The sequence below is a fragment of the Enterobacter sp. BNK-13 genome (assembly GCF_048685015.1).
GTDB lineage: Bacteria > Pseudomonadota > Gammaproteobacteria > Enterobacterales > Enterobacteriaceae > Enterobacter > Enterobacter quasiroggenkampii.
The window spans coordinates 2,369,703-2,383,221 of the sequence record NZ_JBLQTP010000001.1 but is presented as its reverse complement, the minus strand read 5'-3'; the positions used below and the strand labels follow the sequence as shown (position 1 = coordinate 2,383,221).

Genomic DNA, 13,519 nt, shown 5'->3' with positions numbered 1-13,519 from the left:
CCGAATGGCTGAATATATTCTTCAGGAAGCATCCCTTGCCTTACCCGATGTATTTAAAGACAGAACCATGAATTTATTTACCCTGAGTGATAACGGAGCCAGCGAGTTTACTTTTGTTGTTTCTCGTGCGAGTGCTAAAAACGAAGATAAAGTCCATGATGCGGCAACACGGCTGGTACGTGAACTGGAAATTACGGTGCCCGACTTTCGTCTCGAATCCTCGCAGATGACCTCTGTTGATGGTCTCCCGGCGGTTGAGCTTTTTTATCAATTCAAAAATGATAATGCGATCATTTTCCAGAGACAGACCGTTATTTTGCTCGGTGACAATCCTGGCGGCCAAAAGATGGTGTGTTATATCGGTACTTGCCCGGGCGAGTTTAGCGATTATTATCATAATCAATATCAGGAAATTATCCGCAGTATTAAGTTCCACAAACCCGCTCAGACTGAAACCCAAGAAATGCTCGCTGCCGACAGCCAGGGGCCATTTTTTGCGCTTGATAGTGAGAGTAAGGTACTCAGTGTCTTTGAAAACATTCAGGAACTGTATGGACACCTTTCGCTTCAGCGGGCGAAAGAGGGGCAGTATTTGCTTTTTGAAAAGCGTGGCAAACCACTCAGTATTGCACCCGTTCCGGGGAGCCAACCCCTTCGTTACGCGCTGTGGACGACTTTCGCAGACAAATCACATCACCTACTTTCACAGCTTTCCGTATGCCGCCAGGTGTCTGGTTCTGACCCGCTTGATACAGCCGACCGGATCCGTAAGTATCTGATGGCACAGCGAGCCGAATAGCCATGTCCGAATGTCAGGCTGCTCGCGTAGATGATGAGATTGCACATACAGCCTCAAAAGGCTGGATGATTGCAGGATTGGTGGGCGGGGCCATTCTGGGCGCAGCTGCCGTTGTCGTCACCGGAGGGACCGCGCTGGTTGCTGTTTCTGCCGTTGCGGCTGGGGCATGCGCTGCGGGTGGGTTGGGTGAGCTCCTCGGCAGTATGTCATGGGCTCCACGCCATACTACCGGTACGCTAAAAGAAGGTTCACCCAATGTTTTTATCAACAGCCGAAAGGCGATCCGCGCTCACCTGTCAGCCGGAGAGTGTGATGAGCACAGCGGTAGCCTGCAACGGGTTGCGGAAGGTTCGATAAAAGTTTACATCAACAACTTTCCCGCCTCTCGCACAGGCGATAAATTGACATGCAGCGCTGAGATTAGTCAGGGATCGCGTAATGTTATTATCGGTGGAAGCAAAGTTCAGACCGATGAAATAAGTCCTGAAATCCCGGAATGGGTGAACTGGACGATGCTCGCCGTTGGTGCCGGAGCCATGGCGGTGCTGGCCAGTCCGGCAATCGCACTTCTGAGTACCCTCGGTGCGATGGGCGGTGGGACTATTGGTGGCTACGCGGGTGGAATGCTGTGTGGCGAAGGTAGCGACGGTCAGAAATGGGGGATGCTGATCGGCTCCGTTATCGGCGGCGGGGCTGGCATTAAAGGCGGGGCACGGTTTGATGCGTGGCGGGCTGGTAAATCAATGCCGCGCGTTAGTGCGGAACCTGTTACAGCTTCAGCTTCGCCAAGGATGAGCTTAAGCGAAGCCGTGGGGAAACAACGAGCCGAAAAATGGATTACTCGTGGCAGAGAATTGGCGGATAATCGAGATCCTGCTCTGTCTGCTTTACTCAGTGATGAGCAAGTAGGTGCATTGTATGGTTATACTACCGATCCAGGCTACCAAATGGTAAACCCAGCGTTACGAGGTATGAAACCAATGACTAAAGAAATGGAAGCATTTACTCAACATATAAATGATGGCTTAGACCAGCTTCCTACTTTTAGTGGCGAGACATACCGCGGGATGAACAGCCTACCTTCGCACATATTGGAAGGATATACTCCGGGAAAAACAGTTATCGATCCCGCCTTTCTTAGTACTGATGTTAATCGAGGCTTCAGCGGTCCTATCCAAATGCGTATTGAAGGTTTTTCCGGTAGGAAAATTGACTTCCTTTCAGAGTTCAATGCAACAGAGACTGAAGTGCTGTTTAAGCCGAATACATCGTTTGAGGTTATCAGCAGGTCAGATGAACTTGGGATAACGAATATAGAATTAAAGGAAATACCATGATCGACCTTCATTCCGAAGACTCAGTAATCAATCATTATGCTGATCGCTATCATACATACATGCCAGTTAATGTCCGTAAGGCAATAAGGAGCAACAGTATTGATAATTTGAGTTCTTCACAAGCCTGGGATGCAACTTTACCTTTAATTACGACTGAAGATGTTTCACGTGATAAAGCGCTTGGGGCGTTTGTGGGATTGGCTGTTGGGGACGCCGTCGGCACCACTCTTGAGTTTAAGAAAAGAGACAGTGAACATGTAGCAGATATGATTGGTGGCGGGCCTTTTCAATTAAAACCTGGTGAATGGACAGATGATACGTCCATGGCATTATGTCTGGCAGAGACTTATCTTTCAGAAAACAGAATGCACACCGATGTGCTTAGAAAATATCTCCTGAAATGGTATCTTGACGGAGATAATAGCAGTAATGGTCGGTGCTTCGATATCGGGAATACGACGCGGTTCGCGCTTGAACAGTATATGCGTGTCGGACCTTCCTGGTATGGTAATACAGAGAAACACACTGCTGGTAATGCTGGGGTTATTCGTCAAGCACCGGTGTCTATCTTTCGTCGAAAATCGCTGCGTGCGATTTACTTCGAATCACAGGCTCAGAGTCGAGCAACGCATGGCGCGGTAGAATCAATTAACGCATGCCAATTTCTCGGATTGGTATTGCACTATTTAATCAACGGTTATCAAAAAGAAGAAGCTTTTTCGCCTCATGTTTTCCCACTGTGCGCGCGTGTAATGATCATAAACGCGGGTGAGTATAAGCAAAAAACTCGCGACCAGATTCGTTCAAGTGGTTACGTTATTGATACGCTTGAGGCCGCGATGTGGTCGGTATGGAATACGAATAATTTCCGTGATGCCATTTTACTGGCAGCTAACCTTGCCGATGATGCTGACAGCGTTGCAGCGACGGCGGGACAAATCGCGGGGGCATTATATGGTTATTCCGGTATTCCGCAGGAGTGGAAAAACAAACTCGTACAGCACGAACGTATCGCCAAAATGGCAGGTGAACTGTTCGATAGAGCTCCAGAGGATAATTTCTTATAATTATATTAGTCATATGGCACGGGTATTGTACCGTGCCTCTTTCTTTGTCTGTCCCTAATGGTTTGTTAGTTAAAAGCGTCCCGGCGTCTCAAAAATTGGACAATACAGATTCTTCGAGAAGAGAAGATGTGGTGACCATGGTTTGTGGATAAAGAAAATTATATTGAGTTGGGTTGAATTAATGGCGTCACTGATATAGTCAATCAGCGGTTCGGGCCAATATTACGCCTGGTAGCAAAATCTATCGCCGCGTTAAGCTGTATCTTGTTGTTTTATGGTATTTGGTTTGGAAAAGGAGTGTGATGCGAAGTGAGATGACGACACGACAATGCCTGGAGAACAATATGTATAAATGTGGTACGTTATGATTCAATGGCTTTTCTTTATTCTCTTTATGATTTGGACACTAGCGCTTATCTGGAATGGAAAAGACTTATTCAGTAAAAAACAGTGGTTCCTTGCTGGGTTGATGTTCGTTCTGGTGCTAGTGGTTACGGTTGTTATTGGTTTTACGTTGAAATGGCTCGCGCAGTCAATGTCATTATTCTCCGTCGCAACGGCGAAACAATATTCGATTATCTTTTCCATGTCTTTCCTGTGCGTATGGGGACTAAAAGTTACCGTTGTGCTGCTCTGCACGATCTTTTCCGGGATTATAAGGGGGCACAAAAAATACAATGCTGAAAATTATGAAGCGATATCGTCTATAACACGCGTCGTTGCGCCTGGCTTACTTATCGTTGTTAAAAGCGTAGTTTCCCTGGGTAGCGTCCTTATGTTTTCAGGTTTATGGCTTAAATAAGCACGATATTAAATAAAAATATCTCAATCAATACTGAGATTAGTCCATAGTGGAATAAAGATTATGCTCAACCGAATTACCGTTCAGCTCCCGGTGGAGGGGCTTCTGTTCTGGAAACTGACGGGCCGCGAGGCGATGTCCGAGTCGTTCGCGCTGACGCTGACCGTGCTCGGCACGGACGCGCGCATTGACCGCAGTAAGCTGCTGGGCCAGCCGGTCACGGTGGCTATCCCGACGCAGAATTTGCTGACGTCCCGCTATATTAACGGCAAGATTACCCGCGTGGCGGTCAGCGCCGTTGAGCTGACGGGCACCCGCTATGCGGTCTACCAGCTGACGGTGGAGCCGGACCTGTGGCCGATGAAGCGCGACCGTAACCTGCGTATCTTCCAGGGCCAGACGGTGCCGCAGATTGTGAAAACCCTGCTGGATGAGCATCAGGTCAACGTTGAGGATAAACTCACCGGCAGCTACCGGGTGTGGGACTACTGCGTGCAGTATCAGGAGTCGAGCCTGGACTTCATCAGCCGCCTGATGGAGCTGGAGGGGATTGCCTATCACTTCCGCCACGAGGCGGACAAACATACCCTGGTACTCACCGACGCCGCGACGCAGCATCAGCCGTTCAGCGGATATGAGGTCATTCCTTACCACCAGACGCCGTCGGGCGGCAGTACGGACGAAGAGGGCATCAGCCAGTGGGCGCTGGAGGACAGCGTGACGCCGGGGATTTACAGCCTCGACGACTATGACTTCCGCAAGCCGAACGCGTGGCTGTTCCAGGCCCAGCAGAACCCGGCGTCGCCGAAGCCGGGCAGCATCGACGTGTACGACTGGCCGGGTCGCTTTGTGGACAAAGGGCACGGGGAGTTCTATGCCCGCATCCGTCAGGAACGCTGGCAGGTGGAGCATCAGCAGATTCAGGCCACCGCGACGGCGGCGGGGATTGTGCCCGGGCACACCTTCACCTTAACCAACGCGCCGTTCTTCAGCGACAACGGTGAGTATCTGGTCACGGCGGCGGGTTACCACCTCGAAGAGAACCGCTATGCCAGCGGCGAGGGGGAGACCATACACCGTACCGATTTCACGGTCATCCCGTCGGCGGTGGTGTACCGTCCGGCGCAGTCCACGGCGTGGCCGCGCACCTACGGCCCGCAGACCGCGAAGGTGGTGGGCCCGAACGGCGAGAGTATCTGGACGGACAAATACGGCCGGGTGAAGGTGAAGTTCCACTGGGACCGTCTGGCGAAGGGCGATGACACCAGCTCCTGCTGGGTGCGCGTGTCGAGCGCATGGGCGGGCCAGGGCTACGGCGGGGTGCAAATCCCGCGCGTCGGCGATGAGGTGGTGGTGGACTTTATCAACGGCGACCCGGACCGTCCGATTATCACCGGTCGCGTGTACAACGACGCGAGCATGCCGCCGTGGGCGCTGCCGGCTGCGGCGACGCAGATGGGCTTTATGAGCCGCACGAAAGACGGTTCCGTGGACAACGCCAACGCCCTGCGGTTTGAGGATAAAGCGGGTGCAGAGCAGGTATGGATCCAGGCCGAGCGCAACATGGACACCAGCGTTAAAAATGATGAAACGCACAGCGTCGGCGGAGCGCGCAGCCATTACGTGAAGAAAAATGAGCTGCATCGCGTGGAAGCGAATCAGACACAGGCCGTGAAAGGTGGCACCGAGATCCTGACGGGGAAAGGCAAGCTGGATGCGGCGGTGGAGCAGTACGTCATTGCTTCCGGGACGAAGCTGCGGCTGGTCTCCGGTGAGAGTGCCATTGAGCTGAATGCTAACGGCAAGATTAATCTCATCGGCAAAGAGTTTAACTTCTTCGTGGAAGGGGATGGGTATATCACCACGGGCGGTAAGCTGCATCTGAATACCTCGGGAACCAAGCCGGGCACGACGGCACCGGGATCGGGGCATAAGGGGGATATTGATGCGGCGGTGCAGGCGAAATTTACGGCCAAAGATGAGTAAAGCAGGTGCGGTGCTTATCGCGTTACTAACGACGGGAATGGCTGGAGGAGACGCGCAGAAAAAGGATCTCTGGATGTTTATTTCCGGGATGAGTGCATCGCTTAAGACGTTATCCGTTACAACCCTTAGTAACGCGCCGTTACCGTTTAAGATGACCAGGCAAAATGAATATATCAATTTCTACAATGCCGACGATATCAAACTCGCTGATGGAACGAACATAACCGCAATTGAGTTACGTTTAAGCAAAGATAACGACGGCATGGCGCCTTTACTGAATTTTTCACCCTCCTCAGGTCAATGCATAACGCTGGATACCGTTAAAAAGCATTATCCGCAGCTGACGTTAACTGATTATCCACGAGGCCGCTCGGAGAACGAAGTGACCAGCCATACAGCCCGAAAAGATATGAATGGACAAAAGGTGAGCTTCAGTTTCACCGTGAAAAATCCTCACTGTCTGGGTTCAGTCGTCATTAGCGCAGACTAAGAAATACTGCACTCATGTCCTGGCGGTTTCTTCAGGGTGATAATTGCAATACACATTCAATAAATGACGATTAACGTGAAAAAACACACGCCGATATTTCTTTGTTCCATCCTGATGTTTACCTGTATCGGCAGCAATGTGGTTTTGGCTCAGGTAATGCCTCCCGTTCTGACAAAACGGGATTTTTCCGTGCAGATCAAAGACCAGCCTGTCGCTCTGGGCGACAGATGGACGCCTGATATTGCCCGTAAAATTGACGTACCGGTGGAAGGCAGTTTTACCGGTGAGGTTCCTTTTGATGGAGTCCACTATAAATTCTTTCAGCATCAAAACGCTGGAGTAGAAATATTCAGTTCCAATCTCTGGTGGGATAAAGCTGAACGAAGCGTTGATGATTATATCGTGTCGCAGATTACGCTGACTGCCGAAGACTTCGCAACGCCGCGTGGTGTCCATGTGGGTTCAACGAGAAAGGAACTGAACAGCGCATACGGTACCGGTCAGGTCGACAATGATGCGGGGGAGCAATGGGTTACCTACGAATTGGATAAAAAAGTGCTCTCTTTTGAGATAAAAGGCGGCAACGTTATAAAAATAACGATGAATTACAACAATGATTCTCAAGAATAATTTATGACCAAAAAATATGTTGCAGTCGTATTGTTCACGGCTTTATTGACAGGCGTCGTTGAAACGTCATCGGCACTTGAATTATCGCAATATAATAAGCTCGATACGGTAAGTCGCATCCTTAACGACAGTGAAGTGACAGACAATCTCAGGACGCTGTTGGGAAATCATTACCAAACCTTTATTGATAACTTTGACGTCTTCGGTGAACCGCATACCACCACAGGTGGAGGATTGTTTGTTGAAGGCTGGCTAAAAGATCTTTATCTGGAGAACGCGTCAGCGTTGGTCATCAATCCTGATGGCAAAATCTTTGCGGCCTGGGTGGTTCCGGAGTCGGACGTAATCCATTACCAATCCTCTGATAATAGCCCGGGTATTAATGCTGATATCCAGCAATGGGCCGCCAGATTCCATACGATGCAGTTTGCAATGAACAGCCAATCGAGACCTGCTTTTGACGGGGTTTGGGCAGGCGAGGTTGGCAACGACTCGACGTTAACCCTGCAATTAGCTGAATCAGGCAACCGTATCACCGGGTCTTATTGCTATATCTCCCAGAGAGGGAATCGCATCGACTGCCCGGAAGAAGATGAGCGAAAACTTAGCGGTACGATCGCGGGAAACCGTGCGAACGTAGAGTTCAACTCATCGTTTGGCGGCGCAGGCGGAAGGGCTGTTCTGGAAATAAAGGGGAGTGAAATGGAATGGCGTTTAGCTACTCCTCCACAAAAAGGAAATGATTATACTCCGCTGCGTTATACGTTACGTAAAGCCGCTTCGGTTCATCACGCTGAAACCAGAAAACTGGACACCGAAAAGTTCACTATCTCTCTGATAAACAAGTGCGGGCGTTTCGAGAGCGAATGTGACCAGATGTTTTATCTCGGCGTGCGCAAAAGCGATAACAGTACGATCTCCTTAAAGGGAAAAACGTTACACGACTCCGCAGGTAAAATAATCGGCTCAACGTACAAGAATGGCGAGATCGCTTATACCGTGACGTATGCACCCGTGAAATTGCTTGTCAGCAAAGGCAGCCATGTTTTAGTCGAACAATCAGGCCAGTGGCTTAAATAACTATAGCCAGCCAAAAGGCCAGCATCGATTGGCCTTCATGTTTCTCTCAATATTAATCATCCCGAGTTCACTTATGAAATACACCCTCCAGGAAGGTTCATTTTCCCTTTTTCCTGCTGCCTGGCAGGATAACAGCATGAACATCATTCGCGATGACGAAAGCGGGCTGTCCGTGGTGGTCAGCCGCGGCGTGATTCCCGATGGCAGCGACTACGAACAAGAGTTTCACCGCCAGTGGGATGTGTTGCGTCCTCAGATGGGTGAGATCGCCCAGAGCGAATTCCGGAACGTAAACGCCGGGCCTGACGGAAAAATTCACGGGCTGGAAGTTGAGACGACGTTTGACCGTAACGGGCAACGCCTGTGGCAAAAACAGCTGGCCTTGCAGACGCCGGGCAAACCGGTATTGATGATTTTTACCCTCTCGGCATTAAGAGCCTTTACCGAAGAGGACGAGGTGCGCTGGAGCGCGCTTAAGCAGAGTCTGACGCTAAACGACAACCGGAATGTGTAAGGCATGAGCGATAACAACGCGGCCCGTAAGGGCGACGAGATTATTCACTCCAGCATTTTTGCTGATATCACCAGCATTGTGGCGGAAGGTGCCGCCTATGCGGTGATCGGTGCGGCAGTGGGGCTGGCGGCTACGGCCGCCGCGCCACTCCTCGGTGCCGGAGCCGCCGCAGCGGGCGTGGCGGCGATTGGGTCCAGCTGTCTGTTAAGCGGGATTATTGGTGGCGTGCTGGCGAACGTGGCGGGGATCACCGACGACATCAGCAACGCCGCGGAAGGGTTAGGCAATGCGCTTTTCCCGCCGTCGCCTGCGGGTAAAATTACCACCGGTTCGAACAACGTACTGACCAACGCAATCCCCGCCGCACGTGCGGCAGGCACGCTGACGCCCGCCGATACACCGTCCCCTGAGCCGCAGTCGCCGGGCAGCTTTGCTGATTACGCGGGCATGCTGCTTTCCGCCGCCGGACAGTTTGGCAGCGAAATGTGGCAGCCGAGCGTGGCCTCTGCCGCCGCGGGGACCTCGCCGCTGGAAGAGGACAAGGTGGCGTGTGAAAAGCACTCCGGGCCGCAGTATCTGGCGGAAGGCTCTAAAAGCGTCTTTATCAACGGGCAGCCCGCGGTGCGTGCGAAAGATCGCACCACCTGCGAAGGCACCGTTTCCGACGACGTCTCCCCGAACGTGATCATCGGCGGGGACACGCTCACGGTCCGCGATATCAAAAGCGGTAAAACGCCGGGTCTGGCGCTGGGGATGATTGCGCTCTCCCTGCTGCGCGGGCGTCCGGGCAAGATCCTGAAAAACATGCCCTGCGCGCTGGCCGCAGCCGGCGGTGGGATGCTGGCGGATATGGCCGTCAACGCCGTGTTTGGCTCCTCGCACCCGGTTCACGCCGCCACTGGCGTGAAGGTGCTGAACGACGACGATGAGCTCGACTTCTCGCTGCCGGGGCGCTTCCCGCTTCGCTGGCAGCGCAGCTACAACAGCCTGACCACCCGCGAAGGGCTGTTTGGTCTGGGCTGGGCAACGACCTTTGACAGCTATCTCTTGCTGGAAGATAACCATGCGACCTGGTTCGATGAAACCGGGCGCGAGCTGAGCTTTGAACTGCCGCCTGTCGACCGCGCGTTTTACAGCATCAGCGAAGGCATCATTATCCGCCGCAATGAGAACGGCGACGTGGCGATTGCCGACGATGACGGCGCGGTGTGGCGTCTGTACAAACCGACCCGCATGAATCCTTCTATCCTGCGTCTGGCCTCGCTCAGCGACGAATACGGCAATGCGCTGCTGACGGCGTGGGACGAGCACGGCAGGCTGGTTGGTCTTCATGACGAGCCGAGGGCAATAGACGTTATCCTGCGCTATGAAGATGAGCGCTTCCCGCGTCGCGTTACCGCAGCCAGCCATTTCGACGGCAGCCAGACATGGCCGCTGATGCAGTGGGGCTACGACGCGCGCGGCCAGCTGGCGAGCGCGACGGATGCCTCCGGCGTGGTGACGCGTGAATACCGTTACAACGACCACGGCCTGATGGTCTGGCACCGGATGCCGGGCGGTCTGGAGAGCGAATACCGCTGGAAAAAATTCGACCACTGGCGCGTGGTGGAAAACCGCACCAGCACCGGCGACGGCTGCCGCTTTAGCTACGATTTAGCCGCCGGGCTGACGACCGTCGAGCACTACGATGGTCAGACGCGCCGCCACTACTGGAACGCGCAGAATCTGATTGTCCGCTACGTTGACGAGCGCGGTGAAAACTGGCGCTACGAGTGGGATGATAACGAGCTTCTGACGCGTCGCATCGATCCGCTCGGCAACGCCGTCACCTTCGTCTACGACGAGATGGGCAACCGGGTGCAGGAGACCGATGCCGACGGCAATACCCGCACCACCACCTGGCTGGAGCACCGCGCGCTTCCCGCGACCATTATCGAAGCCGACGGCAGTGCCACCCGGTTATGGTACGACGAACACCACGGGCTGAAGCGCGTGGTGGACCCGATGGGGCAGACGACGCAGCTGCGCCGGGACGAGTTTGGCCAGGTCGTTGAAGAGGTCGATGCCGCTGGCAACAGCTGCTACCAGGAGTACAACGAGGCCGGGCAGATTGTCCGTTCGACGGACTGTTCCGGGCGTATTACCCGCTATCGCTATCATCCGCTGGGCTGGCTGGTGGCTGAGACTGGCGCCGACGGTGAAGAGACGCGCTACCGCTACGACGCCGCAGGGCGTCCGGTGCAGCTTGACCGCCCGGAAGGCTGGACGGAATCGCTCAAATGGAACGAACGTGGCCTGCCGGTAAAGCATGCGGGCGCCGACGGGAAAGAGAGCGAGTTCAGATACGATGAGGCGGGGCGCTTAACCGCCACCCGTAACATGCAGGGTGAAGAGGTGCGCCGCCGCTGGGACAGCCGCGGGCGTCTGATTGCCCTGGAAAACGAGAACGGCGAAGCGTATCAGTTCCGCTGGGGGCCTGACTCGCTGCTGCTGGAAGAAGTGGGGCTCGATGGCGTAGCCTCGCAGTATCGCTATGATGCCTGCGGGCGCACGATTGCGCGCACCTTTGCCGCCGGTCATCCGGAGGCTATCACCCACGCCTTCGCCTGGAGCGCGAGCGGCCAGTTGGTCGCCCGCACCACACCGGAAGGGCAGACCCGCTACCATTACACGCCGTCCGGGCTATTAAGCCGGATTGGTCTGCATCCTGCGCTTTCACCCGACGCGTGGACCACCGAGGCAGAGCAGGAGCTTGCCTTTGAGTATGACGCGCTCGGTCGCGTCACGCGCGAAGCGGGCGAGCACGGTGAGCTGGCGTGGGAGTATGACGCGCTAGGCAACCGCACCTCCGTCACGCTGCCCGATGGTCGCGAGCTGAAGCAGTTCTACTACGGCAGCGGGCATTTGCTCAGCATTGCTCTCGATAAGCTGTCGGTCTCCGATTTTACTCGCGACGAACTCCACCGTGAGACCAGCCGCACCCAGGGGCTGTTGACCACTCGCAGCGAGTACGACCGCCTTGGCCGACTGCACCGCCGGGACGTCTTTACCGGCAATGCGCAACGCCCGTCGCCGCGCCGCTGGTCCCGCCGCTGGGATTACGACTACCGCAATAATCTGGTGCGCGAAGAGCGGGACGATAACCCGTTCAGCTGGTACCGCTGGCAGTACGACAGCGCCGGGCGCCTGCTCGTTCAGGACGGCACGCTGCCGGGTCAGGAGCAGTGGCGCTGGGATGCAGCCGGTAACCCGCTGGAAGGTTCTGCTGAGAAGGTCACGCACAACCGCCTGACGCAGCTGAACGGCATTCGCTGGCGTTATGACATCCACGGCCGCACCGTGGAGAAGGATAACGGCCAGACGCGCTGGCACTACCGCTACGACGGCGAACATCGCCTGACGGAAGTCATCAGCCAGCCGCGGGACCGCAACAAACCGCAGACGCAGGTCAGCTTCCGCTACGATCCGCTCGGTCGCCGCATCAGCAAAACGCGCCGCCAGATGCTGGGCGGACAGCCAACCGGCAAGCCGGTCACCACCCGGTTTGTCTGGGAAGGGTTCCGGCTGCTGCAGGAAGTGCACGGGGATGTGCCGCTGACCTACGTTTACAGCGATCAGGACAGTTACGACCCGCTGGCGCGTATTGACGGCGTTGATGCTCCGGAGATTTTCTGGTTCCACTGCCAGCCGAACGGCACGCCGGAGCGGATGACGGATATCGAAGGGCAGGTGCGCTGGGAAGGGGTAAACAGCGCCTGGGGCAAGCTGCTGCGGGAAAGCGAGACGCAGGTATCAGGATATTCTCAGAACCTGCGCATGCAGGGGCAATACCTGGACCGTGAGACAGGGCTGCACTACAATCTGTTCCGGTATTACGACCCGGACTGCGGAAGGTTTACACAGCAGGACCCGATAGGGCTGGCGGGGGGAATAAACCTTTACCAGTATGCGCCGAATGCGCTGGGGTGGATCGATCCGTGGGGGTTGAGTTGCCGTAAAAAATTTATGGGAAGGACCCCGGGAAAAAATAGTAAGACTGGACGTGAAGTAATCGCACGAATGCGAGGAGAAGGACGTATTCGTGGTACGGGCGATAGGATGCAATTTAAAAGCTCAACTGATGGTAAATGGTACCGTATTCAGGATGCGGACATGGCTCATTTAACGGATGCAGTTAAATACTGGAATCAGAAGGGTGGCTACTATGGGCCTAAATCTCGTGAGGTCAGAGCCTTTATGAGAGATTCCAGAAATTATGAGCTTGAATATTATGGCCACAACCGGTCTCAGGGAGCTCTGCTACCTGATAGATATAAAGATTCCGCCGATTTTATTGGCCCACAGGAAAAATCCCAATATTTCCAATGAAGGAGCATTGTTCCATGAAAGACCTTGAAGACCCAAAAATTGAATCCGAAATTAACTCCTTTGTTGAAAAAGGAAACGAGTTTCACGATGAAAAAAAATACGCCGAGGCTTTAGAGCAATACCAAAAAGCTTGGAAAGCTCTCCCTGAGCCAAAGCTTGAATGGGAGCTCGCTAACTGGATCTCTGCATGCATGTACAGCGCATATTTTGATCTCGCGGATTACGTTGAGGCAAAGAAATGGGGAGAGATGACATTACGGACACGTGGATCGGATATAGACACTGCACCATTAATCGACCTGGGTATGGTCTGTTACGAGCTTAATCAATTCGATGAAGCGTATAAATATTTTAACGATGCTTATAATTACGGCAAAGAACGAGCATTTCAGGATAGACCTAAAAAATACCTTGAGTTCTATCTGCGCAAGAGGGCTTAAGTTCGT

At 53.8% G+C, this 13,519-nt stretch carries 11 protein-coding genes; all 11 read left to right on the top strand.

The features are described from left to right. Positions 1–4: 4 nt before the first annotated feature. Positions 5–799, top strand: coding sequence for a DcrB-related protein (locus ACMGGQ_RS11540; protein WP_395299373.1), 795 nt, complete (start codon positions 5–7; stop codon positions 797–799). 2 nt (positions 800–801) lie between these two features. After that, on the top strand, positions 802–2,136 hold the full coding sequence (locus ACMGGQ_RS11535) for a PAAR domain-containing protein (protein ID WP_023344378.1): 1,335 nt from the start codon (positions 802–804) through the stop codon (positions 2,134–2,136). Further along, the gene (gene tri1 / locus ACMGGQ_RS11530; protein ID WP_045909539.1) at positions 2,133–3,203 is read left to right on the top strand and encodes an ADP-ribosylarginine hydrolase Tri1; all 1,071 of its coding nucleotides are present in this window, start codon (positions 2,133–2,135) and stop codon (positions 3,201–3,203) included. Before ACMGGQ_RS11535 ends, tri1 begins: the two co-directional genes overlap by 4 nt. 364 nt (positions 3,204–3,567) lie before the next feature. Continuing rightward, positions 3,568–4,005: a hypothetical protein gene (locus ACMGGQ_RS11525; protein ID WP_244940610.1), complete on the top strand. Its 438-nt coding sequence runs from the start codon at positions 3,568–3,570 to the stop codon at positions 4,003–4,005. Between the two features lie 63 nt (positions 4,006–4,068). After that, the gene (locus tag ACMGGQ_RS11520) at positions 4,069–5,991 is read left to right on the top strand and encodes a type VI secretion system Vgr family protein (RefSeq protein WP_420290059.1); all 1,923 of its coding nucleotides are present in this window, start codon (positions 4,069–4,071) and stop codon (positions 5,989–5,991) included. Beyond that, positions 5,984–6,481: a hypothetical protein gene (locus ACMGGQ_RS11515; RefSeq protein ID WP_229046434.1), complete on the top strand. Its 498-nt coding sequence runs from the start codon at positions 5,984–5,986 to the stop codon at positions 6,479–6,481. Before ACMGGQ_RS11520 ends, ACMGGQ_RS11515 begins: the two co-directional genes overlap by 8 nt. 75 nt (positions 6,482–6,556) lie before the next feature. Continuing rightward, positions 6,557–7,111, top strand: a complete 555-nt coding sequence (locus ACMGGQ_RS11510) for a hypothetical protein (RefSeq protein WP_420290058.1) — start codon at positions 6,557–6,559, stop codon at positions 7,109–7,111. 3 nt (positions 7,112–7,114) lie between these two features. Next, on the top strand, positions 7,115–8,191 hold the full coding sequence (locus ACMGGQ_RS11505) for a hypothetical protein (protein ID WP_420290057.1): 1,077 nt from the start codon (positions 7,115–7,117) through the stop codon (positions 8,189–8,191). A gap of 73 nt (positions 8,192–8,264) precedes the next feature. Beyond that, a complete protein-coding gene (locus ACMGGQ_RS11500; RefSeq protein WP_063621912.1) occupies positions 8,265–8,705 on the top strand; it encodes a DcrB-related protein in 441 nt (146 codons plus the stop codon). 3 nt (positions 8,706–8,708) lie between these two features. Continuing rightward, positions 8,709–13,073, top strand: a complete 4,365-nt coding sequence (locus tag ACMGGQ_RS11495) for an RHS repeat-associated core domain-containing protein (protein WP_420290056.1) — start codon at positions 8,709–8,711, stop codon at positions 13,071–13,073. Between the two features lie 14 nt (positions 13,074–13,087). Next, complete coding sequence (locus ACMGGQ_RS11490) at positions 13,088–13,513, top strand: hypothetical protein (RefSeq protein ID WP_248099622.1); 426 nt, start codon at positions 13,088–13,090, stop codon at positions 13,511–13,513. The last annotated feature ends 6 nt before the right edge of the window (positions 13,514–13,519 follow it).